General features: G+C 60.7%; 28 protein-coding genes. 16 read left to right on the top strand and 12 right to left on the bottom strand.

What is annotated here, in order from left to right:
- Positions 1-2 precede the first annotated feature (2 nt).
- On the bottom strand, positions 3-989 hold the full coding sequence (locus tag ACK509_RS08220; protein WP_410765997.1) for a tyrosine--tRNA ligase: 987 nt from the start codon (positions 987-989) through the stop codon (positions 3-5).
- 86 nt (positions 990-1,075) lie between these two features.
- Here ACK509_RS08220 and ACK509_RS08215 point away from each other — a divergent pair, with 86 nt between their 5' ends.
- Both ACK509_RS08215 and ACK509_RS08210 read left to right on the top strand, forming a co-directional pair.
- Positions 1,076-1,387, top strand: coding sequence for a PLDc N-terminal domain-containing protein (locus ACK509_RS08215; protein ID WP_410765996.1), 312 nt, complete (start codon positions 1,076-1,078; stop codon positions 1,385-1,387).
- A gap of 61 nt (positions 1,388-1,448) precedes the next feature.
- Positions 1,449-1,676: a hypothetical protein gene (locus tag ACK509_RS08210; RefSeq protein WP_410765995.1), complete on the top strand. Its 228-nt coding sequence runs from the start codon at positions 1,449-1,451 to the stop codon at positions 1,674-1,676.
- Positions 1,677-1,688: 12 nt separating this feature from the next.
- On the opposite strand, the gene ACK509_RS08205 is transcribed toward ACK509_RS08210, so the two are convergent.
- A complete protein-coding gene (locus tag ACK509_RS08205; protein WP_410765994.1) occupies positions 1,689-3,677 on the bottom strand; it encodes a DUF460 domain-containing protein in 1,989 nt (662 codons plus the stop codon).
- Positions 3,678-3,789: 112 nt separating this feature from the next.
- On the opposite strand from ACK509_RS08205, the gene ACK509_RS08200 reads away from it, so the two are divergent.
- Together ACK509_RS08200 and ACK509_RS08195 are read left to right on the top strand one after the other, a co-directional pair.
- Positions 3,790-4,713 carry a prohibitin family protein gene (locus tag ACK509_RS08200; RefSeq protein ID WP_410765993.1) on the top strand — a complete coding sequence of 308 codons (924 nt, stop codon included), beginning with the start codon at positions 3,790-3,792 and terminating at the stop codon, positions 4,711-4,713.
- Positions 4,713-5,057 (top strand): hypothetical protein, encoded by a 345-nt coding sequence (locus tag ACK509_RS08195; protein WP_410765992.1) that lies wholly within the window; start codon positions 4,713-4,715, stop codon positions 5,055-5,057. Before ACK509_RS08200 ends, ACK509_RS08195 begins: the two co-directional genes overlap by 1 nt.
- Before the next feature lie 23 nt (positions 5,058-5,080).
- On the opposite strand, the gene ACK509_RS08190 is transcribed toward ACK509_RS08195, so the two are convergent.
- Positions 5,081-5,953, bottom strand: a complete 873-nt coding sequence (locus ACK509_RS08190; RefSeq protein ID WP_410765991.1) for a PhzF family phenazine biosynthesis protein — start codon at positions 5,951-5,953, stop codon at positions 5,081-5,083.
- 48 nt (positions 5,954-6,001) lie between these two features.
- Entirely contained in the window at positions 6,002-6,928 is a 927-nt protein-coding gene (rnz, locus tag ACK509_RS08185) for a ribonuclease Z (RefSeq protein ID WP_410766269.1), read from the bottom strand.
- Positions 6,929-7,028: 100 nt separating this feature from the next.
- Between rnz and ACK509_RS08180 the strand changes: the two genes are divergently transcribed.
- Positions 7,029-8,054 carry an AAA family ATPase gene (locus ACK509_RS08180; RefSeq protein WP_410765990.1) on the top strand — a complete coding sequence of 342 codons (1,026 nt, stop codon included), beginning with the start codon at positions 7,029-7,031 and terminating at the stop codon, positions 8,052-8,054.
- Positions 8,054-8,659 (top strand): protein sorting system archaetidylserine decarboxylase, encoded by a 606-nt coding sequence (locus tag ACK509_RS08175; protein WP_410765989.1) that lies wholly within the window; start codon positions 8,054-8,056, stop codon positions 8,657-8,659. Before ACK509_RS08180 ends, ACK509_RS08175 begins: the two co-directional genes overlap by 1 nt.
- Before the next feature lie 533 nt (positions 8,660-9,192).
- Here the strand turns inward: ACK509_RS08175 and ACK509_RS08170 are convergent.
- Positions 9,193-10,230 (bottom strand): nitrous oxide reductase family maturation protein NosD, encoded by a 1,038-nt coding sequence (locus ACK509_RS08170; RefSeq protein ID WP_410765988.1) that lies wholly within the window; start codon positions 10,228-10,230, stop codon positions 9,193-9,195.
- Positions 10,231-10,356: 126 nt separating this feature from the next.
- Positions 10,357-11,313, bottom strand: a complete 957-nt coding sequence (locus tag ACK509_RS08165) for a methyltransferase domain-containing protein (protein ID WP_410766268.1) — start codon at positions 11,311-11,313, stop codon at positions 10,357-10,359.
- A 98-nt stretch (positions 11,314-11,411) separates the two neighbouring features.
- Here ACK509_RS08165 and ACK509_RS08160 point away from each other — a divergent pair, with 98 nt between their 5' ends.
- From ACK509_RS08160 to ACK509_RS08150, 3 genes are all read left to right on the top strand, one after another.
- Positions 11,412-11,723 (top strand): DUF5658 family protein, encoded by a 312-nt coding sequence (locus ACK509_RS08160; protein ID WP_410765987.1) that lies wholly within the window; start codon positions 11,412-11,414, stop codon positions 11,721-11,723.
- 83 nt (positions 11,724-11,806) lie between these two features.
- On the top strand, positions 11,807-12,376 hold the full coding sequence (locus ACK509_RS08155) for a TATA-box-binding protein (protein ID WP_410765986.1): 570 nt from the start codon (positions 11,807-11,809) through the stop codon (positions 12,374-12,376).
- A 51-nt stretch (positions 12,377-12,427) separates the two neighbouring features.
- Positions 12,428-12,808, top strand: coding sequence for a hypothetical protein (locus tag ACK509_RS08150; protein ID WP_410765985.1), 381 nt, complete (start codon positions 12,428-12,430; stop codon positions 12,806-12,808).
- Between the two features lie 32 nt (positions 12,809-12,840).
- Here ACK509_RS08150 and hisG read toward each other — a convergent pair whose 3' ends face one another.
- Together hisG and ACK509_RS08140 are read right to left on the bottom strand one after the other, a co-directional pair.
- The gene (hisG, locus tag ACK509_RS08145) at positions 12,841-13,686 is read right to left on the bottom strand and encodes an ATP phosphoribosyltransferase (protein WP_410765984.1); all 846 of its coding nucleotides are present in this window, start codon (positions 13,684-13,686) and stop codon (positions 12,841-12,843) included.
- Between the two features lie 62 nt (positions 13,687-13,748).
- Complete coding sequence (locus ACK509_RS08140; protein ID WP_410765983.1) at positions 13,749-14,261, bottom strand: winged helix-turn-helix transcriptional regulator; 513 nt, start codon at positions 14,259-14,261, stop codon at positions 13,749-13,751.
- A gap of 152 nt (positions 14,262-14,413) precedes the next feature.
- On the opposite strand from ACK509_RS08140, the gene ACK509_RS08135 reads away from it, so the two are divergent.
- On the top strand, positions 14,414-15,706 hold the full coding sequence (locus ACK509_RS08135) for an amidohydrolase (protein ID WP_410765982.1): 1,293 nt from the start codon (positions 14,414-14,416) through the stop codon (positions 15,704-15,706).
- Positions 15,707-15,754: 48 nt separating this feature from the next.
- Positions 15,755-17,041, top strand: a complete 1,287-nt coding sequence (locus ACK509_RS08130) for an adenosylhomocysteinase (protein WP_410765981.1) — start codon at positions 15,755-15,757, stop codon at positions 17,039-17,041.
- Positions 17,042-17,089: 48 nt separating this feature from the next.
- Here ACK509_RS08130 and ACK509_RS08125 read toward each other — a convergent pair whose 3' ends face one another.
- Both ACK509_RS08125 and ACK509_RS08120 read right to left on the bottom strand, forming a co-directional pair.
- Positions 17,090-17,806 (bottom strand): hypothetical protein, encoded by a 717-nt coding sequence (locus tag ACK509_RS08125; RefSeq protein ID WP_410765980.1) that lies wholly within the window; start codon positions 17,804-17,806, stop codon positions 17,090-17,092.
- A 40-nt stretch (positions 17,807-17,846) separates the two neighbouring features.
- Complete coding sequence (locus ACK509_RS08120; protein WP_410765979.1) at positions 17,847-19,382, bottom strand: ATP-binding protein; 1,536 nt, start codon at positions 19,380-19,382, stop codon at positions 17,847-17,849.
- 122 nt (positions 19,383-19,504) lie between these two features.
- Between ACK509_RS08120 and hjc the strand changes: the two genes are divergently transcribed.
- Complete coding sequence (gene hjc, locus ACK509_RS08115) at positions 19,505-19,927, top strand: Holliday junction resolvase Hjc (protein ID WP_410765978.1); 423 nt, start codon at positions 19,505-19,507, stop codon at positions 19,925-19,927.
- 14 nt (positions 19,928-19,941) lie between these two features.
- Here the strand turns inward: hjc and ACK509_RS08110 are convergent, their stop codons facing one another.
- Positions 19,942-20,589: an SWIM zinc finger domain-containing protein gene (locus tag ACK509_RS08110; RefSeq protein ID WP_410766267.1), complete on the bottom strand. Its 648-nt coding sequence runs from the start codon at positions 20,587-20,589 to the stop codon at positions 19,942-19,944.
- Positions 20,590-20,793: 204 nt separating this feature from the next.
- On the opposite strand from ACK509_RS08110, the gene ACK509_RS08105 reads away from it, so the two are divergent.
- The gene (locus ACK509_RS08105) at positions 20,794-20,997 is read left to right on the top strand and encodes a hypothetical protein (protein WP_390225053.1); all 204 of its coding nucleotides are present in this window, start codon (positions 20,794-20,796) and stop codon (positions 20,995-20,997) included.
- 64 nt (positions 20,998-21,061) lie between these two features.
- Here ACK509_RS08105 and ACK509_RS08100 read toward each other — a convergent pair whose 3' ends face one another.
- Complete coding sequence (locus ACK509_RS08100; RefSeq protein ID WP_410766266.1) at positions 21,062-22,129, bottom strand: DNA primase; 1,068 nt, start codon at positions 22,127-22,129, stop codon at positions 21,062-21,064.
- A gap of 131 nt (positions 22,130-22,260) precedes the next feature.
- On the opposite strand from ACK509_RS08100, the gene ACK509_RS08095 reads away from it, so the two are divergent.
- The 3 genes from ACK509_RS08095 to ACK509_RS08085 all read left to right on the top strand — a co-directional run bounded on the left by ACK509_RS08095 (position 22,261) and on the right by ACK509_RS08085 (position 25,713).
- Entirely contained in the window at positions 22,261-22,854 is a 594-nt protein-coding gene (locus ACK509_RS08095; RefSeq protein ID WP_410765977.1) for a hypothetical protein, read from the top strand.
- 109 nt (positions 22,855-22,963) lie between these two features.
- Positions 22,964-24,886 (top strand): ABC transporter substrate-binding protein, encoded by a 1,923-nt coding sequence (locus ACK509_RS08090; protein ID WP_410765976.1) that lies wholly within the window; start codon positions 22,964-22,966, stop codon positions 24,884-24,886.
- 5 nt (positions 24,887-24,891) lie between these two features.
- Positions 24,892-25,713, top strand: a complete 822-nt coding sequence (locus tag ACK509_RS08085; RefSeq protein ID WP_410765975.1) for a phosphatase PAP2 family protein — start codon at positions 24,892-24,894, stop codon at positions 25,711-25,713.
- Positions 25,714-25,736 lie beyond the last annotated feature (23 nt).

Genomic DNA, 25,736 nt, shown 5'->3' with positions numbered 1-25,736 from the left:
AATTAGGCGTTTATCTTCTCGCGGCCAGGTGCGATGAGTTCGTCGAGGTAGCCAGCGAGCGCGCCCTTCGCGTCGAGCGGGTGGAGTTCGCCCGATTCGAGTTCCTCTTCCAGCGACTCGTAGTCGTCGTATTCGAGGTTGCCGCCGTACTTGTCGGGGCGTTCGACCACGACGCGCTCGAAGCGTGGGAAGATGTGGTACTCGAAGATTTGGAGGACGGGGTTCTCGCGTTCTTCGCCCTCGTCGGTCGGTTCGGGGTCCGCCGTCGGCGGGCAGTAGGCGTCGTTGACCTTCGCTTCGATATCTTCGGTGGAGTCCTCCATCGAGAGGCTGACACCCGACGACGAGGACATCTTGCCGATGCCCGTCGAAAGGTCCGCGATGAGCGGCGTGTGTACACAGGTCGGTGCCGCTTCGTCGATGCTCGGGAGCGTATCGCGGGCGAGCATGTGTACTTTGCGCTGTTCCATCCCACCGATAGCGAGGTCCACGTCGAGGTACACGATGTCGAGTGCCTGCATGATGGGGTAGACTGCCTGCGCGACGGTCACGCTCTCACCGCTCTTGATTTCGGCCATCGCGCGCTCGGCACGCGAGAGCGTCGTCTGGAGTTCGAGCGAGTGCAGGTCGAGTACGTAGTCTTCGTCCAACTGGAACTCCGAACCGAGGACGAACTCGGTCTGACTCTCGTCGAGACCGTAGGCGATGAACTGCTCTTTCATCCGCTCGGCCGTCTCGCGAATCTCCTCGAAGGTGCCCTTGCCGTTGAGGTATGCGTGTACGTCTGCGAGAAGCACGACGATTTCGAAGCCCGCCTCCTGCAGGTCGATGAGCTTGTTCGCCGTGAGCATGTGACCGATGTGGAGGACGCCTGAAGGCTCATAGCCCACGTACGCTCGCTTTCCATCGGGGTCTGTGGCCAGCGCGCGCACTTCGTCCTCCGTGACCACTTCGGAGGCGTTCCGAGTGATCAGGTCGTATGCGTCCATACGTGGTTTCTGACGGGGATATGGGATATGACTTCTGGAACGCGAGTGGCGAAACCGACAACATACTTCGACGCTAAGTCCGGGTGATGTCCGACTCCGGAAACACAACCCGTGCCCCGATTTTCATCTTTGCGGCGCTCATGCTGGCTGTCTTCGCCCTCCTCGTGGCGATGTGGGCCTCGGTCAGCGGCGGGGCGTTTATCCCCTACATCATCGGCTTCGGTGTGTACTTCCTCGTCTTCCACGTCTATCTGCCCTATCGGGTTCACCGAGATGCGACGTTCAAAGAGCGAAATGCAACAGTGTGGGCGGCGATTGCGTTCTTCATCCCGATTCTCGGGGCGGCGCTCTACTTCATCGTCGGCGGTTTGATGGGCGGCGAAGCGGCCGCAGAGTGATTTCCGCAGGTAAAGTTCACGAACCACGACCTTTTCGCAGATGGCGTGCCTTTATTGGACGATGCCCTCCGACACGCTCTTGAAATCGATACGACGCTGGCTCATGGTCGTCGTGCTGTTTCTCGCACTCCTCGTGTATCTCGTCGCCTCGACTACTTCTGGTGTCTATCTGGACAACCTAATCGTTCTTCTCGCAGGAGTCGTGGCGTTGAGTTCCGGTCTCTTGGTGATTATCTCGTTCACGCGAGACTACCTCGTGGGACCGTCGCCAACTGATTCGAGTTCTTAATCTAACACTCGCTCACCGCCGGTTTTCGGCGCGATGTTCCGAAATAATCTGGTCAACCATCGACTTTTGTTCTTCCTTCTGGCGCTCTTTCGCACGCGCCTCCCACTCGGCAATCGCCGATTCAACTTCTTTCTCGCGGGCAATCGCCAGTTCGTCTATCTCCTGAATCGAGACTCCATCAGAGGGTGATATCGGGATTTCAGCGTCGAAGAGAATCTCCTCTGCGACGTCCGAAAGATTTCCGTTACGGAGGACGACGCGAGGCTCGAACTCGGCGAGTCGCTCCGCCGTCGCCCGGCCCGCCCCACTCGCATCGCGGAAGTACACCACGTCGCCCGCCGAGATGCCGTACTGTTCGACCGTCTCGTCGAGTGCGGCCTTCGTGAACTGCTCGACGATTTTCACGGGCACGAGGTTCTTCTCCATATTTACGTCCGCGAAGTTCGAGTGGTCGAGTTTCCACAGCGACTTCAGGCGTTCGAGCTTTTCGGAGAGGGCTTCGTTCGTCTCCTCCAGCGATTCGACTGTACGCTCCAATCGGCCGTTGTCGCGTTCGAGTCGATTCACCTCGCGGCGTTCTCGTGCCTCTTGACGCTCTTTTCGGCGGGCGTCCGAGAGTTCCTTCTTGTACTCCTCGATGGTCTCGTCTTTCGATTCGAGTTCGTTGCTGAGTTCGTCGATGTGCGATTCGAGGCGTTCCACGCGGGATTTCAACTCCCGAATCTCGCGCTCTTCGGGCGACAGTTCGGGTTGTTCGGATGCTTTCGCACCTCCCTCGTTGTCGTCGCCATCGTCGTCGGACTGCATCTCTCTGAGGACGGCTTCGACCGACTCCTCGCCGGAGATTACCTGGGCGATGACTTCTTCGCGGTCGATTTCGGCGGGCACCTTTCTGGAGATGCGCTCGAACTGGTCCTCGTGGGCGTCGAAGGCGAACAGTGCCGCGGCGAGTGCGTCGCGTTCGTGGTCGTTCTCGTAGGCCACGTCGCGGGTGCGGTGGAGTTTTTCATCGACCGCGATATCGCTCGGTGGATTCCAGCCAGCGGCGTCGAAACTCCGCCGGAACTTCTCGACGGTTTCGGGCATTGGATAGACGTCTGCGGCGACGAGTGTCGGGCGACCGCGTTCGATGAGCCACTCGATGATTGCAGGTGTGTCGGCGGTTCGGGTCGAATGCACGTCCAGAACGCGACCGTCGAGGCCGACGACGGCGACGCCGGTGGTCGTGCCGGGGTCGATGCCAACGATGACGCGGTCGCGGCGCTTGACGAGTGGCTCGAAGTCGATACCGTCGCGGCGTTCACGCTCGATTTCGATGCGGGTATCGCCCGAACGCCTGCTCGACACGGGAATGTCCTGTGGTCGGGCTTCGACGGTGAAGATGGCGTTCGAGTAGCCGCCGTACTTCTCGGTTACGTCGCGTTCGTACTCCAGACTGGCCTCCTTGAGCGCGGATTCGACTTTTCGGGACTGGCGCTTGACAGACCCGTGAATCCGGCGCGTGTAGCGGTCTTGACTCCACCCACCCTTGCCGGTCGAGCGCCCGCGAGAGACCTTGACGGTGGTCGTGTTCTCGAAGGCTGCCACCTCGTAGCCGACGTTGGCGAGCGCAAGTCGTGCGGCCGCTTCGGCTTCTTTCATCGGGTCTTTGCCGTACGGGATGCCGTGGCGACCGGCCACCCGCGAGAGGGGTTCCGGTCGTTCTGCTCCCGTGACTTGCACCAACCGTGACTCGTGTGGAAGCCACCGCAAAAATCGGACGAGGTCGTCCTTGTCAGTCGCCAGTTCGTACATGTTGTCGGTCGCAATCAGCGCGGGTTCGTCCCGTTCGATGAGGCGACGCAACTTTCGGAAAGAGACCACGTCTCGCTCGACTGTTACCTCGTCGGCGCGGCTGTCCAACACGACGAGCGCGTACGAGGGAGAATCGCCACGAATGTCGCCGCTTTGGATGTCGATGCCGAAGACGACCGAGTCGAGCGCGCTCGTCCGGTCGTTCACGATACCGACTAGGTACGCACTGAATATATACTCCACGCCGGGGTGGAATCTGTACTCGTGGCTCCTCATGTAGGTCGAAGAAACTAATTAGCGAGCTGAAAAATCCGGCACGATGAGTTCTGACATTCCCTCCCCGCCCTCGACGACTCCCCGGTCGTTGACGCGGATGGTCCTCATTGGCTGTCTCGCCCTCCTGTTGATTGCGTCTCCCGTCGCCGGTCTCCTCGCGTGGGAACCCGTCGAAGAAGGGAACGTCAAAGTCGTGAAAAAGTGGGGTGCGACCACCGGGACCGTCTTCGAACCCGGTGCGCACGTCGTCAACCCAATCTCCCAATCGACCGTCTCCATGTCGGTCCGCCCGCAGTCCTACACGATGTCTGCGAAGAGTAGCGAAGGCAACCAACAGGGTGACGACGCCATCACGGTCCTGACACAAGATGGTCTCCGGACCGATATCGACGTGACCGTCCGCTATCGAATCGACGCCGCGAAAGCGGTCTCGTTTTACCAGAACTACCGAACGCTTGGAACGGCCGAAGAACGACTGATTCGCCCGTCGATTCGCTCGGTACTTCGGACCGAAGCGGGCCGACTTCGCGTCACCGAAATCTACACCGGTGAAGGACAGACGAAACTGAAAGCTGCCGCCGAGAAGGAACTCAGCGAAGAGTTCGCCAAAGATGGCCTCATCCTCGAAGCCGTCCAGATTCGCAACGTCGAACTTCCCTCGGAGTACGCCCAAGCAGTCGAACAGAAGGAAATCACCGAGCAGCGCCGCCAACAGAAACAAGACGAACTCGCCGTCGAAGAACTCGAAGCAGAGCGAAAACGCATCGAAGCACAGGGTGAGGCCGACGCGAACCGCATCCTCGCCGAATCGCTCTCTGACGAGGTACTCGCCCAGAAATACATCGAGAAGTTAGACGAGACCGACACGGTGTACATCCCGGTCGGCGAAGGCGGCTATCCGCAGTTCGTCCGCTCGCTCGACGACGATTCGTCTTCACAAGAACGTTCGACCAACAGTTCCGCCTGATGCGATTCGTTCGTGAACTCGCCGTCGTGGTCGTGCTCTTGGCACTGTTCGGCGCACTCGTGCGGTCGGGTACGGGCCGAATCGTGCTGCCACTGGTGAGTCTCGTGGTCGCCGCTGGACTCGTGATACTCTTGTTGAAACAACCAGCCTACGCCAGAACGACGGTTGGTTCACGGACACGAATCCTCGATTCGACGGGCTCGAAAACCGACGCGCAGTGTGTCGAATGCGACGCACCAGCGACGCGAGTTCGACGTTACGTCCGCGAGTTGGTCGTCCTCGGCGTCCCTGTGGTCTTACTCGAAGACGGTCGCGTGCCGGTCTGTGACGACCACCGCAAGTAAGGCGTCGCCACGCTCCGATACCGTCAGACGAGGTTCCCTTCTGCGACGAACTCGACACGTCCACCGACGCGGATGTCGATTCCGTCGCCGGTCGTCTCCGATTCGAGATGAAGGAGCGACGGACGGCCCATCTCGTAGCCCTGTTCGACAGTCGCTTCTACTTCACCGTCGCCGAAGTACTCGTGGTGTGCGAGATAGCCCGCGAGACACCCGTTTGCGCTTCCAGTCGCCGGGTCTTCGGGAATCCCGTAGCCGAGACAGTACATGCGCGCGGCGAAGTCGTTGGTTTCGTCGCGTGGGTCTGGGCAGAACAAGAGCAGATTCTCGACGCCAGTCTCTTCGAGCAGTTCTCGATAGGCGATTGGGTTCACCTCACTCCGGCCGAGTGCGTCGCGGTCGCGGAGCGGGACCATCACCGCCGGAAGCCCAGTCGAGACGACTTGCACGGGCCAATCGGCATCCACGTCCGATTCGCCCAGCGAGAGAACCTCTGCGAGTCTGTCGTGTTCCAGAGTCTCACCGAAATCCGGTTCGTTCTGCTTCATCCAGTAGGTCTCGTCGTCACCCGACCCGCGAACCGTGACGGTAATCGGGCCGACGCCGAGGTTCAGAGTGATTTCATCGCCCGCGTCGTAGTGTTCGCGGAGGACTGCGGCGGTTCCAAGTGTCGGGTGCCCGGCGAATGGAATCTCCGTCGCTGGCGTGTAGATTCGTACGTCGTAGCCTCCTTCGCTCTCGCCTTCGACGAACGTCGATTCTGAATAATTCATCTCGACGGCGAGTGCGGCTTGCTCGTCGTCCGAGAGCGAGTCTGCGTCTTCGAAGACGGCGAGTTGGTTTCCGGCGTACTTGGCCGTCGCGAACACATCGACGATGTGGAAAGCGTTCGTCGGCATGGTCGTTGATGGACCGAGAAGCGAGAAAAGCGTGCCTCCGATTCGTGGTTACTCCTCGGCGTCCGAAAACGGAATCTCCACCGTCTGGCCGTCTTCGGCGACGAACACGTCACCGTCGAAGACGCTCGTTGCTTGCTCTAAGAGCGGGTCTGGATGGGCCGCATAGCGGGCCGAGATGTGAGTCAGCGCGAGTTTTCGGACGCCTGCATCTCGGGCGACGCGAGCGGCCTCGCGAGCGGTTGCGTGACCGGTTTTGACCGCCCGCCCCGACTCTTCGTCGGTGAAGGTCGCATCGTGAATCAGCAAGTCTGCATCTTCGGCGACCTCGGCGGTCGAATCGAGCGGCCGTGTGTCACCGGTGTAGACGAGTTTGCGACCGGGCCGGGGTTCGCCGACGACCTGTTCGGGTTCGACGATGGTGCCGTCTTCGAGTTCCACCGACTCGCCGTTGTGGAGTTTGCTGAACTCGGGTCCGACCGGGACGCCGAGTTCTTCGGCGCGTTCGCGGTTGAATCGGCCGGGTCGGTCGTCTTCAACCAGTGTGTAGCCGACCGAGGAGGTTCGGTGTTCGGTCTCGAAGGCGCGGACTTCGTAGTCTTCGCCCTGATACGCGACGTTGCCGGGGCGGGTTTCGTGGACCGAGACGTGGAAACTTGGTTGGTAGCCACCGGAGTGAACGAGTTGCTGGAGGTGGCGTTTACTCCCCGGCGGGCCGTGGATAGCGAGTGGCTCTTCGCGTTCGTTGAAATCGAGCGTTTGAATCAGGCCGGGAATACCGAGAATGTGGTCACCGTGGAGGTGGGTGACGAAGAGATGCGAGATACCGAACCCCGTCCCGTACCGCATCATCTGGCGTTGGGTGCCTTCCCCGCAATCGAACAACAGGCGTTCGCCGTCGCGGTTGACCAGAACCGCGCTCGGCGCACGCACAGTGGTAGGAACCGCCCCACCGGTTCCGAGGAAGGTCGCGCGCATGGACATGGACGATACTCATCGCGGCGGCGGTAAACGTGCGTCGAATCCTTCTGAGTTCCGACCGACCGATTCTTACCCACCGGTCTGTTACCGCAGTCCAATGGACGCGCCGCTGTGGACTGAGACGCACGCACCGACGCTCGAAGACCTCCCACAGCCGGAGGCACGCGAGCGTCTCCGCCGCGCCGTCGACGAACCCATGAACCTCGTGGTGCAGGGACCGCCGGGCGTCGGCAAGACTGCCGCCGTTCGCGCTCTCGCCCGCGAGGCGCACGACGACCCCGAAAACGACCTCATCGAACTCAACGTCGCCGATTTCTTCAACCGAACGAAGAAGCAGATTCGCAGCGACCCGCGGTTCGAGCAGTTCCTCGACGGACGGAGCAGAATGGCGAAACGCGACATGATTAATCGCGTCCTCAAGGAGTCTGCGAGTTACGCCCCGATGTCGGGCACGTACAAGACTATCGTCCTCGACAACGCCGAAGCCATCCGCGAGGACTTCCAGCAGGCACTCCGCCGCGTGATGGAACAACATCACCGAACCACGCAGTTCATCATCGCCACGCGCCAGCCTTCGAAGCTCATCCCACCGATTCGCTCGCGCTGTTTCCCCGTCCCGATGCCCGCACCGGACGACGACGCTCTCGAAGCTCTCCTCGCCGAGATTCTCGATGCAGAGGGCGTCGAATACGACGCTGGCGGCCTCAAATTCCTCACCGACGCCTCGGACGGTAACATCCGCAAAGCCGTCCTCTCAGCCCAGCGAACTGCGAACGAGGCCGACGAGATTACCATGTCGTCGGTCCACGCTGCGCTCGGAGAAGTTGGCTTCGACGACGAACTCAAGACGCTCCTCATTCAGGCCCGAGACGGCGATATTCGGGATGCCCGAAAGAGCATCACGACGCTCCTCGACGACGAGGGCTACGAAGGCCAAGAACTCCTCGCCGACATTCTTCGAGTTGCGGACGCTACGCCCGAGAAGTTCGGCCCCGGCGAACTCGAACACCTCCACAAAATCGCTGGCTCGGTCGATTTAGACCTCGTGACTGGTATCGACGACCGACTGCACCTCACGCACCTGCTTACCAGTTGGGGCGCAGAAGTTCGGAACGAAGCATAATGAAGTTCGCACCCGGCTATCGACGCTTCGCGGTTCCTGCGTTCTTCGGCGCGGCCATCTTCGCCTTCGTGTTCCCACCAGTCGGCGCACTCTTGCTCGCCTTCGGTGCGTTCGTCCTCTGGTTCTTCCGCGACCCCGGGCGCTCGCCCCCAGACGAAGCAGGCGTTATTTCGCCTGCCGACGGCCACGTCTCGGTGATTCGAGAAGAGGGCGATAGGGTCCGAATTGGTGTGTTCATGAACGTCACCGACGTACACGTCAACCGTGCCCCGGTTTCGGGGACGGTACGAGAGGTGACCCACCGCCCCGGTGCCCACAAACCGGCGTTCTCGAAGGACTCGGACAAGAACGAGCGCGTGGATATCGTGGTCGAATCTGCGGATGGCGAGTTCGAGGTCTCCCAGATTGCGGGCGCGTTTGCCCGTCGGATTCACCCGTACGTGAGCGAGGGTGACGAACTCGCCCGTGGCGAGCGGTTTGGGCACATCGACTTCGGGTCGCGGGCGGACGTGTTGTTGCCGCCGGAGTTCGAAGTTGAGGATGTTGTCGTTGAGAAGGGTGAGAGTGTGAAGGCGGGCGAGACGGTGTTGGTGAATAGGGAGTAACTTGTGAGTTCAGTATTTTGACAACAACTTTCTAACGTTAGTGTGTCGGCCCTGTTGTGCCCTCCAACACCTCTCGTTCGTCGCCTTCTCAGTGGTGGTACGGCGTTTTGTTGTTCCCTCTCTCGGTCGTCCTCGGAATCATTTCGAGACAGACGCTGGTACTCTTTGTTCGAAATACCGGTTCGGAAGAACCACTCGTCCCAATTGGGTGGTTCGTCCTCAGTTTCCTCACAGATTTGGTAATGATTCTCCTCAGCCTCGTTATTCTGGTTTCTCTCCTACTGGACATCCGAAAGATACGGAAAGCAGAGACCGCGTGGCGGCCCCATTGGATATGGCTCGCCGTTGGTGTCCTTCATATAATCGCGTCGGTGTTCAACCCACTTTTCGTCGCGTCAGTGCCGCTTCTGATATTCTACCTCTACCGACGAGGAGTACAGGTCGGGGCACCGAAGTTGGCGTACAAGTAGTCTCTCGGCTACGTAGAACTCTGATTTTTGACTATCCTTCCCACACCCGGTAAGGCGCTCCACTCATCCCGAAACCGAATTGTTCTCCACCACGTTCCCCGACGACCGAATAACCGTCACACCACGCACATTTCCCGAGCCACTGTTCCCGGTAACCACGTTCTCGTCGCTCGATATCAGGAGAATCGCGTTGTCGCTACTGGACCGAACGGAGTTGTTCACGATGCGGTTCTCGTCGCTGGAACGAAGCCGAATTCCCACTGGATTCGAGGTGGCGACGTTCGCTGCGACAAGATTCCCTGTAGAGAAGTCGGCCAGCAAAATTCCGTAGAAGCGATTCGACACCGAGTTGTTCACGAGACGATTGTCACGGGCGGCAGACAGCCAAATTCCGGCGATTCGGTTTTCGTTCGCCCTGTTCTCCCGCAGAGTATTCTCGTGTGCGCCGATGAGTACGATACCGAACTCGTTGTTCGACGCCGTGTTGCCAACGAGGGTATTGTTTCGCGCTCCCGCTTCGACGAGGTGGATGCCGAACAGTGCGTTGTCTCTCGCGGTGTTGTTCACGAGCGTGTTGTTCGCGCTGGACTCGAGGAGCGAGATGCCCCGAAGTTGGTTGTCGCGGGCGACGTTGTCCGCGAGTCGGTTATCGTGGGAGTTGAGAAGCGAGAGTCCGACGCGATTGTTCGCCGTCGTCGTTCCAACGACGTTTCCGTCAGTGACGCCGATGTAGCGGATGCCATCGTCCCAGTCGGTGACGGTCACGTTCTGTACGGTGACGTTTTCGAGTGGTTGTTTGGTGTTCGAACGGGCGACGATACCGGCCGTTCCGAATGTGCCGACGCCGTCGAGGCGATGACCGCGACTGAGGAGAACGACATCATCTGACTGAATGCGGATGCAGGTCCCCGCTTCACTGTCAGTGATGTCAGTAGTGAGTGCGTACCGACCCGGTTCGCTAATCGTGGTACACGAATCGAGGGTTTGCGGTCGCTGCGCGTCGGTCACCGTTTCGTCGGCGACGACCCAGAAACCGCCACCGGCGACGACGAAGACGGCGATGAGAGCGAACGCTTTCCAGTACTCGGCGGTTCCCACCATCAGTAGATATTACCCACCAACGTCGATAGGAGTGTCTCCGAATTCGATTCGATACGTAGCGTTCAGGATGGGCATCGCTCAAACGTCGGAGATTGTTCTACGTGATATCGAGAACTGTTCGGCTCCCTACTCGTTCAACAGATGGACGTACCGAACCAGCGACCGGTGAACTCGCCGCTCGAACACCTGTTCTACGTCCCAGCCAACGTCCTCGGCAACGTCAACCCACGAGCGGTCGGCGACCATCACACACTGTCCTGAGACGCGTCGAACCTCGCTCAAAGCGCCGCGAACCAAGTCCTCCAGTGTGTGCCGGGCAATCTTCGATTGTCGGCCATACGGTGCGTCGAACACGACGCCGTCGATGGAGTCGTCGCAGAATGGGAGCGACGTCGCATCGCCGCGAACGACGTTTCCAGACCCGACGTAATGGTCCACGTTCTCCTGTGCGCCGTAGGCCATCTTCTCCTGTGCATCGACGCCGACGACGTCGGCACCGGCTAATCCGGCCTCTAACAACACGCCGCCGGTCCCACACATCGGGTCCAGAATCCGAGCGCCGGGTTTCGCACCGGCTATGTTGACGAACGCCCGTGCATCGAGCGGTGCCATACTCCCCGGTTGGAAGAACGGTCTATCGGTCGGCTTTCGGTCGCCGTAATCACGAATCGACTCGACGGCGGTCCAGCCAACGAGACACTTGCCCTCAGAGAAGTAGACGCGGAGTTCGTGGTCTGGGTCGTCCAAATCGACGCCGAACCCGCGTTCGACCAGCGCGCTTCCGATGCTCATCTCGGCGTCGCTGGTACTCACACCCGTGAGTCGGCGCACGTCGCGGGCGCGGACGGCGACGGTTCCCTCGCGGTCGATGTTCGCGGCTTCGACGAGCGAGCGGGCCGATTCGATATCGGGGTCGCAGTGGCCGACGAGTTCGACCATTCGGCGAGTGTAAGCCAAGGTTCTCGCGCGGTCGAAATCGACACCCCGAGCGGTCGCCAGTCCGGGCGCGACGATATCGACGCCCGTCGCGGCCGATTCGGCTTCGCGGGCGGCGAAGTCGTCTTCCTCACCGGCGAGTTCCAATCCGTACACGCTCGGACCTAACGGGCCGCAAAAATGAGGGTATCGGTCCCTGCTGAGCCGACAGTGAGAGTTATCTAATCGGCTTTGCATCCTCCTGCATGGCTTCACTCGACACGATGTTGTGGGGCGCGGCGGTTCTCACCTACGGGGTTGGCGACTACCTCACCACCGTCGTCGGCGTCAAGATGGCCGGTATTCAGGAAGGCAATCCAATCGTGCGACTGCTCTCTGGCGGTGACCCTGGCCCCGCGTCTTTCGCCGTGTTGAAGCTCATCTCAGTTGGGCTCTTTTTCGCTGTCTACTGGTTGGTCAAGCCCGCATTTGCGCGCGTTGCTGTTCCACTCGCGCTGACACTTCTCGGCATCGTTGTCACGGGAAAAAATCTGCACGTCATTCGTCACCGTCTGTGAATTCCTCGTCTTCTGTTACACCAAACCTGTCAGGTTACCGCACCAATCTTTTTAAACGTTAAATACGTGACTTAAATTGGTATATGACCGACCCGAAGGACACAATCAATATCGAAAACGTCGTCGCCTCCACGGGAATCGGCCAAGAACTCGACTTACAGAGTGTGGCGATGGACCTCGAAGGTGCAGATTACGACCCCGAACAGTTCCCGGGTCTCGTCTACCGAACGCAAGAGCCCAAATCTGCGGCCCTCATCTTCCGCTCCGGTAAAATCGTCTGTACGGGCGCGAAGTCAACAGACGCCGTTCACGAGAGTCTCGAAATCGTCTTCGACAAACTCCGCGAACTCCAGATTCCCGTCGATGAGGACCCCGAAATCACCGTCCAAAACATCGTGACGAGTGCCGACCTCGGTGTGAGTCTCAACCTCAATGCTATCGCGATCGGGCTTGGACTCGAAAATATCGAGTACGAACCCGAGCAGTTCCCGGGTCTCGTCTACCGAATCGACGAACCGAGCGTCGTCGCACTGCTCTTTGGGTCGGGGAAACTCGTCATCACGGGCGGCAAACAGCCGAAAGACGCCGAAGAGGCCGTCGATGTTATCTCTGAGCGCCTCTCGGAACTCGGTCTCCTCAACGGAAGTTTCTAAGTTCGAACCCGAATCGACTGCACCTAAGTTCGTCGCGTCCAAGATGGCGGTATGGACGCGCTCGCCTTGCAGACGGCCGGTTCTAATACGACGGTTCTCGCCGTTGCGGGAACCTTTGCGTTGTTTGCGCTGTTTCTCTCTCTTACTGCTCACATCGCCGCACGGAACGTCCTCGGCGACGTCGAGGTGAAGAAAGCATTCGCCATCGGTCCAGCGATTGCGGCAGTTGCAGTGGTCTCCACCACGTTCGGCCTCAACTCGTTTCTCGCACTCGGCGTCGCGCTCGTACTCGATTTCGTCCTCGTGCGGTTCTTACACGGCCAACCGAATCGGCTGTCTGCCTACGTCGTCTTCATCCACTTCATCGTCTCTGTCATCATCGGCGTGGTCCTCTTCGGCCTGCTCGTCATCCTCACGAGCGCGCCAGTGTAGAGAGATACGAGATAAACCGAGAAAGGCCCGACTTATTCGACGAGACGCTCGATTTCGGTGACGAGAATCCCGCTCGCACCGACGTTCTTCAACTCAGTGACGACTTCGAACACGTCACGTTCGTTGACGACGGCGTGAACGGCGACCGTATCGTTTCCGGCCACGTCCATCACCGTCGGCCCGCCGAGTCCGGGGATGACTTCGCGCACGTCGTCCAGTCGGTCACGTGGAGCGTTCATCATCAGGTAGCGTTTGCCCTCGGCAGTGAGGACGGATTCGAGCGCCATGACGAGTTGTTCGACCTTCGGGTCGTCCACGACGTCGGGGTGGGCGAAGAGTCGAACCGACGACGAGAGTACTTCGTCGATGATACCGAGGCGATTCACCCGAAGCGTCGTCCCCGTCGAGGTGATGTCGATGATTGCATCGGCCATCTCGACGTGCGGGGTCAGTTCTGTCGCACCCGTGACTTCCACGACTTCGGCGTCGATGCCTTCTCCTTCGAAGTAGGTTCGCGCGATGTGCGGGAACTCGGTAGCGACGACCTTTCCTTCGACGTCTTCGGGCGACTCGATATCACCGTCTTCGGGGGCAGCGAGGACCAGTCGGCACTTCCCGTATTCGAGGTCGAGGAGGTCGGCGAGTTCGTGTCCGGATTCACTTACTTGGTCCAGTCCAGTAATCCCGACTTCGGCGGCACCGTCGCGGATGTATTCGGGGATGTCGGCGGCGCGAGCGAAGAGGACGGTCACCTCGGGGTCGACCGTTCCGGCGTAGAGTTTTCGTTCGGCCCCATTGTCGAGGTGGAGACCGGCGCGTTCGAGGAGTTGAATCGTTGGCTCGTGAAGACGGCCCTTGTTGGGCACGGCAATTCGCATACTCGATTCTCACACTCAGGGGGTAACTGGCTTTCGCCACAGACAACGAGAATACGTCTCAGCTATCCTTCGATGGCGGCACTGAGCATACGGTCGAACTGCTCTACGAACGGTTCGGGAAGCGATGGAGAGACAGATTCGAGGAGGTGTGCGGTCCGGTCCGGGTGCGTGAGTTCGAGTGTGACGTGATTGTGAAGATCGCGCTTCTTGCAGACGATATCGCACTCGACGAGGTGGTCGAGATGCCATTCGAGCGTGCTTCGTGCGACGCCGATTTCGTCGGCCACGTCGCCGGGGCGTGCCTCACCGTGTTCGAGTACGTGTCCGAGAATTGCGCGAGCAGTGTCGCGGCCGACGAGCGCGAGGACGCCGCGCTCCCACGAATTGAACCCCGGTTCGAAGTAGTGGGTCCGGCCGTAGAACTCTCGGCGTTCGACAGCGCCGTCTGCAATCAACCGGCGAATGTGGTGTTGGACTTGGCCTGGTGCAAGGTCGAGCGAGCGAACGAGTTCGTTGAAGTGGACGCCCGGATTGTGCGTGATATACTCGGCGACGAGGGTGCGTGTCTCGGTCATGGTGCTGATACCCCGATTCGGAGTCGAACGGAGTCGATACTGACCGGTAGCAAATTATGAAAAGTAAGTAGGGAGGCTCGTTCCCAACTTCCGAGAAACGGTCAACGCGGCCGAGACGGTGGATTCACGACGCCCGCCACAGAACGCCTTGTATGAACACGCTTCGCATTACGGGTGGGCAGGTGCTCCGACCCGATATGACGGTCGAATCGGCGGACCTACTCGTCGACCGAGACGAGGGGACGATTCTCGAAATTGGAACCGAGATTGACGCCGACGCCACAGAAACGCTCGACGCCGAGGACTGTCTCGTCATGCCCGGTCTGGTCAACGCACACTGCCATGCCGCGATGACGTTGCTCCGTGGGCACGCCGACGACAAACCGCTCGGTCGGTGGCTCCAAGAAGACATTTGGCCCGCAGAGGCCGCGCTCACGCCCGAGGACGTGCGCATTGGAACCGAACTCGGTATTCTGGAGATGATCAAATCCGGCACCACAGCGTTCGCCGACATGTATTTCGAGGTTCCTGAAGTCGCCGCCGCCGTCGAGGAATCGGGCGTTCGCGCGCGAATCGGCCACGGTGTCGTCACCATCGGCAAGGACGAAGCGGACGCGTGGGACGACGCCGACGAGTCCCTCGAGATCGCCCGCGAGTTCGACGGGGCCGCCGAGGGTCGTATCCACACCGCAGTCATGCCCCACTCGCTGACGACGGTCGGCGAGGAGTATCTCCGAGAACTCGCTTCGACGGCGCACGAAGAGGGCATCTCGGTCCACTACCACGCCAACGAGACGACCGACGAAGTAGACCCAATCGTCGAAGAACGCGACGAGCGCCCTCTCGCTTACGCCGAGGAGTTGGGTATGCTCACCGAGGCTGATTTTATTGCTCACGGCGTCCACACCGACGCAGAAGAAATCGACTTGCTCGCCGAGTCGGGAACGGGTGTCGTCCACTGCCCGGCCTCGAACATGAAACTCGCCTCCGGCATGGCCCCGATTCAGGACATGCTCGATGCTGGTGTCACGGTCGGTCTCGGGACCGACGGCGCGGCATCGAACAACGACCTTGACCTCTTCGACGAGATGCGCGACGCCGCGATGCTCGGCAAACTCGCCAGCAACGACGCGAGCGCAGTCGCCGCCTCCGACGTGGTTCGCATGGCAACTGCCGGGTCTGCCGACGTAATCGGCCTCCCCGGTGGCCGCCTCGAAGTCGGTGCAGTCGCCGATATCGCAGTTATCGACCTCGACGCACCGCACCTCACCCCCGCGAACAATCTCGTCAGCCACCTCGCTTACGCCGTCCGTGGGTCTGACGTTCGCCACACCGTATGTGACGGGCAGGTTCTCATGCGCGACCGAGAGGTGCTGACGCTGGACGAAGAAGCGGTCAAAGCCCGTGCCCGCGACGCTGCAACCGAACTCTTCGAGCGCGTCTGAGTGATTTTTCTTCGGTAGGGTTTTCGGAACCCTCTTCGAATCGCCTGTATGAGCGAACACTACGCTCCCATCACCGAGCATCTCGACGATGTCGAGGCCGCTCGAAAAGAGGGACGCCGCAAGATGGACTGGGCACTCCAGCACATGCCCATCCTGCAAGAACTGCGCGAGCAGTTCGAGGCGAACAAACCGCTCGACGGTGAAGTCATCGGAATGGCCATGCACGTCGAAGCGAAGACGGCAAACTTGGTCGAACTTCTGGCCCTCGGTGGCGCAGAAGTCGCCATCACTGGGTGTAACCCGCTTTCGACCCACAACGACGTGTCTGCCGCACTCGACGCGAACGACGACATCACCTCCTACGCCGTTCGCGGCGTCGACGACGACGGCTACTACGCCGCTATCGACGCGGTCGTCTCGCACGAACCGACCATCACCGTGGACGACGGCATGGACATGGTCTTCACCATCCACGAGGAGTACCCCGAACTCATCGAGACCATCGTCGGCGGCGCAGAAGAGACCACGACGGGCGTCCACCGCCTGCGCGCGATGGACGCCGACGGAGAGTTGAAATACCCCGTCTTCGCCGTCAACGACACGCCGATGAAGCGCCTGTTCGACAACATCCACGGCACTGGCGAGTCGTCGCTGGCGACCATCGCCATGACGACCAACCTCTCTTACGCCGGGAAGAACCTCGTCGTCGCTGGCTACGGTCACTGTGGCAAAGGTGTCGCCAAGAAGGCCGCCGGACAGAACGCGAACGTCATCGTCACGGAAGTCGATTCACGTCGCGCGCTCGAAGCACACATGGAAGGCTACGAGGTCATGCCGATGGCCGAGGCCGCGAAAGTCGGCGACGTGTTCATCACGACCACCGGCAACCGCGACGTCATCACCCGTGACCACTTCGAGAACATGAAAGACGGCGTCCTCCTCGCCAACGCCGGTCACTTCGACATCGAAATCAACCTCGAGGAACTCTCGGACCTCGCCGTGGACGAGTACGAAGCACGCGACGGTGTGGACGCCTACGAGATGGCAGACGGCCGCCGCCTCAACGTCCTCGCCGAGGGTCGCCTCGTCAACCTCGCCGCACCCATCTCGCTCGGCCACCCGGTCGAAGTGATGGACCAGTCCTTCGGCGTGCAGGCAGTCGTCGTCCGCGAACTCGTCGAAAACGCAGACGCCTACGACGCTGGTGTCCACGACGTGCCCGACGAACTGGACCGCGAAGTCGCCGAAATCAAACTCGCCGCAGAGGGAATCGAATTCGACTCGCTCACCGACGAGCAGTCCGAATACATGAATAGTTGGGCGCACGGGACGTAATCGACTCCCGATTTTTCGTTTTTAGCGTTCGATAGCGACGTCGTCGAGTCAGGAGCGACGTCGCTGGGTCGATTCTGCGGCCTGCCGCCCGCGTTCGGTCCACTCACCTGCGCGCCAGAGACAGGCGATACCGCCAATCCACGCGGTCAATCGCATGGCGTCGAGGTGGAGTCTGGATGGTTCTTTCCACCCCCATCCAGTCGGTCGGCGCTCGCTCTCGACGGGACTCACTTTGTAGTAGGTTCCGCCGCGCTCGATGAACAGCGTCCCACTGTCGTACACCTCGTCTTCGATGACGGTCGCAGAGCCGTTTTCGATTGCCGAACGGGCGAACGAACGCGCGTCGGCGTACTCCTCTGCGGCCGCATTCCGCACGGTTTCGTCCGCGACTGGTTCGAGTTCGATGACGAGTGTGCTGTTTTCGATTGATTCGACCGGTTCGTAATATTGGCCGTCGATGCGAACGTAGTCGTAGTCGTTCGGAAGCGGTTCGTCGAGTGTTCTGTCGTGGTCGAGTGGGACGCGGAGCGAGTCGCCGTCTGTGAGGGCCGCCGCAACCCCACACTCGCGCGTCGAAGTCGCACCGTAGCACCATTTGATATCCGTCCACGTCTCTGCTTGCTTGGGGATTCGCGCCGTCTCTTCGGCTTCGTAGGTAAGTTCGGTTTCGTACGAGACCGACTCGGGATAGAGATAGAGGGGGTTCGCCAGCAGGGCGACACCGAGGACGAGGAGACCGAATGCACGCCAGTTTTGGCGGTTCATATTCGCGCCAAACCAGTCGAATCGTATAGGTTTGATGGCACTACCGCCGGGCAGAAATCCCGAGACCGAACACGCCACCGAACACTGCACCCCACACGATGTGTGCGAACACTCCCGGCAGCGAAAGACTCGGCAGTGGTGCGGGAATTCCGACGGCTTGGAGCCATAGCGGCATGATGACCCCTGCGGCGAAGAACGACAGAAACACCCCGTAGCCAGTGCCGAGGGCGGCCATTTTGAGAGGGCTTCGGATGACGCCGCGTGGATTCCGACGTACGACGGCGACGGCGAAGAGGACGCCGAAGACGACGCTGTGGAAGAGGTGCATCACCCACCCGACACCACCGTTCATGACGCCGTAGAGGACGCCGATGACGGCGAGCGACCCCGTGATGAGTTGGAAGACCACTCCCATCACGACACCCGCGACGATCCCTGCGATGGCTGTCACGCCGAGAACCCACGGTGGTACACCGTACTGGGTTGTGGTGTCGATGACGCCGTTCTCGCCGGGGCGGGTGAGCGTGACTCTCACGACCGACCCTGAATCCGAACTGTCGATTTCGACGTCGCCGCCGTACTTGTCGGCGACGAGCAATCGGACGAGCGTGAGTCCAAAGCCCATCGTCGGGTCGTCGTACTCTGGTAGGTCACGGTCTTCGACGACGGCGGCGATTCGGTCGGGGACGCCCGGTCCTTCGTCGGCGATGTCGATTGTGACTGCATCTGTGGTCACTGTGACGCCGATATCCACCTGTGGCGACTCGGTTTCGGCGTGGACGATAGCGTTCTCGATGAGGTGTGTCAGTGCCATATCGAGGTGTGCGTCGGCGAGGACGCGCACGGTCTCGTCGGCCACATCGAGCGAAACCCGAGAGTTCGGATAGTGGCTACGAACCTCTTGGGCGGCGTTCGTGACGGCCGTCTTCACGTTGGTCGAAACCGGTCGCTCGTCCACAGGGCCGACGATAGCTCGAAGTTCGGAAATCGAGGTGTCGATTCGGTCGGCGTTTCGCTGGATGACCTGGAGACTCGACGCGTTCGCGGCGGTGTCGGTGGTACCGAGGTCGGCATAGCCGCGAATGACGTTCACTTTGTTCAGTACCTCGTGGCGCAGGATACGATTGAGGACGGTCAGTCGGTCTGCTTGTGCGGCTAACTCTTGGCGGTGTTTGTTCGTTGTCGCGGCACGGATGCCGGTGAGGACGCCGCCAATTGCACCTGCGATGAGTACGTTTGCGACGAGCGCCGACCGAGTGAGTTCGCTCAGCATGAGTCCGTCGCCGATACCGACGAAGGTGAATCCCAACACGGCGACCATCGAGACCGTTCCGAGGACGCTCCAGATGGCGACCGTTCTCACGAATCTGCCGTCGTAGGAACTCACTGCGAGTCCCATTCCGAACACCGTCAACCCCATCCCGAGAGTCAGAAACACACCCTGTCCGAGGACGAACTGTCCGAGTGTCGCACTCGGTTCGACCGACTCAAGGACCGTGTATCGCGTTGCGATAAACCCAATCAGTGCGATAACGAAGCCCTCCGGCTTGATATCACTCCCTCGAACCCCCGCCATTTGTGCCACTTCTTCACAAGGCTAGATAGTTACTCTTTGGATGACAATCTTGGTTCTGAGAATAATGGGACGACGCGCTTGCGGTCGCCCAATTTAAGAACGGGGGCGGCAGACTCACGAGTATGTCCTCGAACAGAAAGGGCGACCGACGAGAGCGCGAACTCGTCAACAAACTCGACGAGGCCGGATTCGCGGTCATGCGGGCACCTGCATCGGGTAGTGCGACGACGCGCGAACTCCCCGACGTACTCGCAGGGAACGGCGAGGTGTTCTACGCAATCGAAGCGAAGGCCTCCAGCGGTCGGCCTATCTATCTCACCGGCGAAGAGGTCGAAGCCCTGATTTACTTCTCGCAGAACTTCGGCGCGAAAGCCCGTATCGCGGTTCGATTCGACCGCGAGGATTGGTACTTCTTCCACCCCGGCGACCTCTATGTGACCGATGGTGGAAACTATCGAGTGAAGAAAGAAACCGCACTCGCAGAGGGCGAGCACTTCGATACGTTCGTCGGCGACTCGACGCAGACGCGCTTGGGCGACCTGTAACGTCTCGTTTTTACTCAGGCCAGCGCGGCGGCGGATTCTGTCGCACGAGGTCGAATAAATTGGCGCTCTACACGGCGAAGCCGAGAAGCCGGGAATCGGTAGGCACGCTGGTGTTCGAGGGCCCCGAGGTTCGCCGTCGCACGAACTGATTCGAGATAGATGGCTTCGAACACCGGTTCGTGGTCGCCGTATTCTTGGTTCGTCTCGTACTCCGAGACGAGTTTCCCTGTCGGCGTGGGCGTCTCGTCTGCGCGGGTGTGGAGGCGGCGCGTCACGACGAGGAGGCCGCCGCTTTCGCGGTCGCGGACGAGGTCACCGGGTCGGTGTTCGTGGTCGGGACAGAGTGCAGGCCCGTGGAAGTCCATCGAGACGAACGTCTTCGACCCACAGACAGCACAGGTCGCGCTCTTCTCGCCTGGCAAGGGTATCTCACCGAGCGTAATTTCGATGGCGACGCGGCGGAGGTGCTTGCATCGCGCGTGTCGGATGGCGTTGTCTGGACAGGTGCAGGTTCGCTCGTCGATATCGACGACGTAGGTTCCACCCTTTGTTTCGACGACGTAGCGGCCGTCTCGAAGCGGCCTGACGGCCATCGGTTCGGTTCGCGCACGGCGAGCGCGGCCGGTCAAGCCGTCGGCTGGAAGGGTTGTCTTCTGTCGCACCGGGCGGCGAATCGACGCGGGTGTGTGTGCAGTGTGCGTCATGGTTGTGGTGCGGTAAAACGCCCGAAAGACCCACTTTCAGGCGTCTATCCGTCGTATTTACATACGCGCCGAAGCGACCTAAACCCTCGTTTCGCGTGGAATTCTCCCAACCGGCGTCGTCTCATCGAAGCCCTTTTAGAACGGCCATGGATACGTCGTCGCATGGCTATTGAAGCGGAGATGCGTCGAAAAATCGTCGTCTCCATCGTCGCGGTGGGGGTGTTCATCGCCCTCATCGTTGGGATTGGCTCGGTCTACAACACCGGTGGACTGGCCGCGACGGGCGGTCTCGCACTCATCGGGGCTATCACAGCGTTCGTACTCGTGATGGCCGGTATCGGCGTTTGGCTGTCGCGCACGTCCTAAAGCGGCGACTCTTCTCTCGTTCTCGAACTTCTCTCTTCCAGCCTCGGCGCTCTCAAAAACCACCTCAGTCGTCGCTCGTCGCTGCTTCGTTCATCGCCGTCTGGTAGTACATCATCGGGTGGGCGATGGTGTCGCAGTGGTCGTCGCGGTCAACACAGAGGTCGTAGGCCTGCATCGTCTCACAGGTCGGGGGTGCGTACTGCGAGCCACCGGAGTCCACGAGAACTGTCGCGCGTGCTTCGAGTGCCTCGGCGTGGTCGTCGCCGACGATGCCTCCGATCTCTTCGGGCGTCAGCCCAACGCCGACGAGGAACGCCGCGAGCGAGAACGTCGCCTGATTCGAGAGGTCCTCACCGTCGGCGACCTGGCCGAGCAGTGCTTGCATACACGGTGGGAACTGGTCGGGCTCGACCGATTCCGTGTGGACGATGTTGATTGCGCCCCGGTCGCTCAGGAGGTTGCCGAGGCGTTCGACGTGGGGTGCGAGGGCATCGGCGAGTTGGTCACCGGCATCGCTGCCGCGAACGGCAAAGGGGAGGCCTTCGAGGACGCGACGACGGACGGCCTCACGCAAGAGTTCGTACAGTTCTTCGCGTTGTATTCGGACGCCTCCACCGTTCAAGGCGCGGTTGACGAGTCGCCACTCGTCGCCCCAGTCGGGTGTCGAAAAGGTGAGATACGGGCCGACATCGACCCAGTAGTATTCGGGTGCGCGGCCACGCGGTGCGTTTTCGGCGCGAACCGCATCGCTCAGGTCGAACTCCCTGAGTACGTCGTCGAGCGATGCTCGGGTGTCGTCGTTCGCTCCGTCACTCGCTTCGAAGTCGGCGACGAATCGCTCGTAGGCGGTGTTTGCCTCGGAGCGGGCGTACTTATCGACGGCCGCAGGCGTCTCGACGAGCGAGACGAGAATCCGCGAAATCGGATAGGAGAGCAGTTCTTCTTGTGTGTCCCACGTGTAGGGTTCGGCGGCTTCCACCGTTCCTTCCATGAGGGCGCGCTCGACGCGCTCTGCGCCACGCTCGACGGCAGGGGCGTCTTCGGCGATGAGTGTCGCAACCGCAACGTCTGCCGATTCCACCGCAGTCCGTGCGGCGGTGAAGAACGGGTATCGTGCGTGGAGCGGGCGCATCCGCATACCGCCACGTTCCGAGTGCCCACCGATAAACACGACGGATTCGGTGATGGTTCGGGTGAGGGTGACTGTCGTAACGGTGCGGACGCATCATACAACCTATTACGGACCCTTTCTTCAGAGAAGGTGTGCCGTACTTCGACTACCCGTGTCCGACCTGTCGCAGCACGACGAGTCTCCACGATGCCGACTGCCAGTTCGAGGGCATGCCGTGGGTCGATGTCGAACGCGCCTACGTCGATATCGTCTCGGTCCTGACGGGCGGTCCGTGCGACGAAAAGACGCTTCGCCGGGAGTGCCCCGGCGAGTGGGAGTCGATTCACCACGCCGCGCTCTCGCGTCTCAAACGCGACGGGCGTATCTCGGAAGCCAAGTCGGGCATGCTCCGACTGCTGACTGCCGAAGAGTTCCGCGAGGAGGTCTCCGAACCGACACGCGAACCGATGCGCACCCTCTACACCAAAGGGAGTGTCCCCGGATGCCACGATAACGCCGTCTTCGCTATGATTGCGTGGTACGAGATGGTAGGTCTGTCCTGGTCCGAAACCCGTGAAAACGTCGTCAAGTGGCTTCGAGACACCGGAACGTGGAAACGTGGCGGATTCGAGGAAGCCACCCCAGAGGAACTGGTCGAGAAGAAACGCCACGTCTACGACGCCGGATACGGGTGGAAAGAGAAGGCGACGGCGGCGAAACGCGTCATCGACCGCTATCACAGTTAATTCGTGCCACGCTGACACTCACGGGAATCGACTATTTTTCACGAAGCGAGCCAGTGATTGATAACGTTTGGGCGCGTGACAATAGGTACGAAAGACGCTTTGCGAGCCAATGTCCGACGCTATCTTCACGCCGTCTCGGCGGTCGGTCCTCGCCGCCGCAGGGCTCGCCGCGACCACCGGGTGTGTCCGGCGCGTTCGCTCTGCTCTCGACCGTGAGACCCCGAGACAGCTTTCACTGTCTGTAAAGACCCTTCCCGCAGACGCGGACCCGGCAGCGACGCGTATCGCCCGCGTACTCACCCAGAACCTCCGTCTCGTCGGCATCAACGCGACGCTCGTCCCCATGGAACTCGAGGAACTCTATCGTGACGTCCTGTTGAACCAGTCGTTCGACCTCTACATCAGCACTTTCCCCGGCTTTTCGGACCCTGACGTCCTCCGACTTCTCTTACACTCGCAGTTCGCCGTCGAACCGGGCTGGCAGAACCCATTCGGCGTTTCCGACCTCTCGCTCGACGAGTTACTCGAAACCCAGGCGATGGAGTCCGGTCGTGACCGAAAACAGACGCTCGCGGCCGTCCAGCGCAGAATCGCACGCGACCAACCCTTTACCGTCATCGCCTTCCCCGACGAGATCCGGGCGACCCGCGCAACCAGTTTCCTTGGCTGGAACCCGCAGTGGACCGGAAAGGCCACCGACTTTCTCCAACTCACGCCTGCCGAACTCGCAACGTCGCCATCGATTCCACCAGCCATCAGGGACAGCGAGACGGTGGAGACGAACCCTGAGCCACCGGCAGCGGACTCGACGACACGGGCGACGAGGACCGACACCGAGTCTGCACCGGAGGCGACGACGACGACACCCTCGTCCGAAACAGACCTCATCACCGCGCGGATGACGATTGTAGACCCCCGCCCGACACGAAACAGAAACCCGCTTGCGGTCGAGTTCCGAGGCGGAGTCCCGCTGACAGACCTCGTCTACGACTCACTCGCCCGACGCGTCGATGGTAGTCTCGTGCCGTGGGCGGCCGAGTCGTGGTCGTGGGAGACCGCGGAGTACACCATGCCCTCCGTGACAGTCTCGCTTCGACCCGGCCAGACCTGGCACGACGGCGAAGCCCTCACTGCCGAGGACGTGGTGTTCACCTACGAGTTCCTCGCCGACACCTCGCTCGGTGAGTTTTCCACACCCGTCCCTGCGCCGATGTACCGTACCGAGTCGTCGCTCGTCTCCGATGTGCGCGCCCTCGACGACTTGACGGTCGAACTCTCGTTCGCCAACGCGAGTCCCGAAGTCGCCGTCAACACCCTCACGGTCCCGCTTCTCCCCGAACACATTTGGCGCGAGACGGCGAGACGCGCGAGCGTCGCTGGAATCGATACAGGGCGGCAAATCACCGAAGCACTCGTGTGGGGGAATCCCAGGCCAGTTGGAAGCGGCCCGTTCCAGTTCGCCGATGCGACGGTCGATACGTTCGTCTCGTTCGAACCGTTCACCGAACACTTCCTCGTCAGCGAAGACGAAAGCGGACCGCTTGGGCCGTATCAACACGCCTTCGCGTTCGACCAATTGCGCTTCGACTACGTTCCATCGAGCGCCGCCTGCGTGGAGTTGCTCACCTTAGACCGCGCGGACGCGACTGCCTCACCGCTCGCCCCGCAGTCTGCCCGCGACATCGGACGCGCCGAAAACCTCGACTTCCACGTCGTCCCCTCTACCGGGTTCTATCACCTCGGGTTCAACGTCCGAACTGCCCCGCTCAGCGACCCGCGGTTCAGGCGCGCGATTGCGAGTCTCTTGGACAAGCAGTATCTCGTCGATTCGGTCTTCGACGGCTATGCGACGCCTGCGACGAGTCCCCTCGATGGGACGAAATTCGTCCCCTCTGACCTGGAATGGAACGGTGAAGACGCCGAACTCCCCTTTGTCGGAACGAACGGCCAACTGAACGTCGAACGTGCCCGCCAGCGGTTCAAAGACGCCGGGTATCGCTACACGGACAGCGGTAAATTGGTGTACGGGTGAGTGCGATGGTTTCGACGCTTCTCATCCTCGCGGGGTACGTGCTTCTCGGAGAACTCGTCTTACTCGGACTCGCAACGGCGGTGTTCATCAGCGGTTCACAGCGTGCCGAGACTCGCCGCCACGCGATTCGACGCCTTCGCCAGCGGGCACCGTGGTTAGGGATTCTCGTCGGCGTCCTCGTCGTCAACAAACTCGTCCGCGACATCATTCCCGAAATCTCGTGGCTCATCGGGTGGAACATCACACCACTCATCCACCGCTTCGAGGGCGCACTCGTCGCCGACTTACAGTCGCTCGCCTCACCGACTGTGACGCTCTACTTCTCGTTCATCTACATCTACGGGTACGTCTTCCTCTTGGTCTTCCCTTTCATCGTCTACCTCGCACTCGAAGACCACGAACCGATGCAGACGACCGCCGTCGCCTACACGCTCAACTACACGCTCGGGCTCTTGCTCTACGTTCTCTTCGTCTCCTACGGCCCGCGAAACCTCATTCCGGACCTCGTGCAACCACTGCTGTACAGCACCTTCCCGCAGTCGCAGATTCTCACCAGTGCGGTGAACACGAACACGAACGTCTTCCCGTCGCTCCACACGTCGCTTTCTGTCACCGCCGCAGGATTGGCCTATCTAACCCGCAACCACTATCCTGCGTGGGCGGCCACCGCAGCATTCCTCGCGGTCAGTATCACCGCGGCGACGATGTATCTCGGTATCCACTGGGTCTCAGACGTCGTCGCGGGCGTCGCTCTGGGACTGTTGAGTCTCGTCCTCGCACGACGGTTCGTCGCCCGACGTGCGGCCAAAACGCTCGATACCGAGTGAACCGAGAATCGAATACAGCGTAA

This window comes from Haloferax sp. DFSO60, from assembly GCF_046557615.1.
In the GTDB taxonomy this organism is placed as follows: Archaea; Halobacteriota; Halobacteria; order Halobacteriales; family Haloferacaceae; genus Haloferax.
Note: the sequence above shows the minus strand (reverse complement) of the source record. Positions and strands in the feature narration are given on the sequence as shown.

What these genes read in the sequence shown, in the direction of transcription:
- ACK509_RS08175 (WP_410765989.1), top strand. Translation starts at nt 8,054, where the DNA reads ATGAAGTTCGCACCCGGCTATCGACGCTTCGCGGTTCCTGCGTTCTTC.
- ACK509_RS08190 (WP_410765991.1), bottom strand. Translation starts at nt 5,953, where the DNA reads ATGCCGACGAACGCTTTCCACATCGTCGATGTGTTCGCGACGGCCAAG.
- ACK509_RS08160 (WP_410765987.1), top strand. Translation starts at nt 11,412, where the DNA reads ATGGCTTCACTCGACACGATGTTGTGGGGCGCGGCGGTTCTCACCTAC.
- ACK509_RS08105 (WP_390225053.1), top strand. Translation starts at nt 20,794, where the DNA reads ATGGCTATTGAAGCGGAGATGCGTCGAAAAATCGTCGTCTCCATCGTC.
- ACK509_RS08155 (WP_410765986.1), top strand. Translation starts at nt 11,807, where the DNA reads ATGACCGACCCGAAGGACACAATCAATATCGAAAACGTCGTCGCCTCC.
- ACK509_RS08200 (WP_410765993.1), top strand. Translation starts at nt 3,790, where the DNA reads ATGAGTTCTGACATTCCCTCCCCGCCCTCGACGACTCCCCGGTCGTTG.
- ACK509_RS08150 (WP_410765985.1), top strand. Translation starts at nt 12,428, where the DNA reads ATGGACGCGCTCGCCTTGCAGACGGCCGGTTCTAATACGACGGTTCTC.
- ACK509_RS08090 (WP_410765976.1), top strand. Translation starts at nt 22,964, where the DNA reads ATGTCCGACGCTATCTTCACGCCGTCTCGGCGGTCGGTCCTCGCCGCC.
- ACK509_RS08085 (WP_410765975.1), top strand. Translation starts at nt 24,892, where the DNA reads ATGGTTTCGACGCTTCTCATCCTCGCGGGGTACGTGCTTCTCGGAGAA.
- ACK509_RS08100 (WP_410766266.1), bottom strand. Translation starts at nt 22,129, where the DNA reads ATGCGCCCGCTCCACGCACGATACCCGTTCTTCACCGCCGCACGGACT.
- ACK509_RS08195 (WP_410765992.1), top strand. Translation starts at nt 4,713, where the DNA reads ATGCGATTCGTTCGTGAACTCGCCGTCGTGGTCGTGCTCTTGGCACTG.
- ACK509_RS08120 (WP_410765979.1), bottom strand. Translation starts at nt 19,382, where the DNA reads ATGGCGGGGGTTCGAGGGAGTGATATCAAGCCGGAGGGCTTCGTTATC.
- ACK509_RS08210 (WP_410765995.1), top strand. Translation starts at nt 1,449, where the DNA reads ATGCCCTCCGACACGCTCTTGAAATCGATACGACGCTGGCTCATGGTC.
- ACK509_RS08180 (WP_410765990.1), top strand. Translation starts at nt 7,029, where the DNA reads ATGGACGCGCCGCTGTGGACTGAGACGCACGCACCGACGCTCGAAGAC.
- ACK509_RS08220 (WP_410765997.1), bottom strand. Translation starts at nt 989, where the DNA reads ATGGACGCATACGACCTGATCACTCGGAACGCCTCCGAAGTGGTCACG.
- ACK509_RS08215 (WP_410765996.1), top strand. Translation starts at nt 1,076, where the DNA reads ATGTCCGACTCCGGAAACACAACCCGTGCCCCGATTTTCATCTTTGCG.
- ACK509_RS08125 (WP_410765980.1), bottom strand. Translation starts at nt 17,806, where the DNA reads ATGAACCGCCAAAACTGGCGTGCATTCGGTCTCCTCGTCCTCGGTGTC.
- ACK509_RS08140 (WP_410765983.1), bottom strand. Translation starts at nt 14,261, where the DNA reads ATGACCGAGACACGCACCCTCGTCGCCGAGTATATCACGCACAATCCG.
- ACK509_RS08170 (WP_410765988.1), bottom strand. Translation starts at nt 10,230, where the DNA reads ATGGTGGGAACCGCCGAGTACTGGAAAGCGTTCGCTCTCATCGCCGTC.
- hisG (WP_410765984.1), bottom strand. Translation starts at nt 13,686, where the DNA reads ATGCGAATTGCCGTGCCCAACAAGGGCCGTCTTCACGAGCCAACGATT.
- ACK509_RS08130 (WP_410765981.1), top strand. Translation starts at nt 15,755, where the DNA reads ATGAGCGAACACTACGCTCCCATCACCGAGCATCTCGACGATGTCGAG.
- hjc (WP_410765978.1), top strand. Translation starts at nt 19,505, where the DNA reads ATGTCCTCGAACAGAAAGGGCGACCGACGAGAGCGCGAACTCGTCAAC.
- ACK509_RS08135 (WP_410765982.1), top strand. Translation starts at nt 14,414, where the DNA reads ATGAACACGCTTCGCATTACGGGTGGGCAGGTGCTCCGACCCGATATG.
- rnz (WP_410766269.1), bottom strand. Translation starts at nt 6,928, where the DNA reads ATGCGCGCGACCTTCCTCGGAACCGGTGGGGCGGTTCCTACCACTGTG.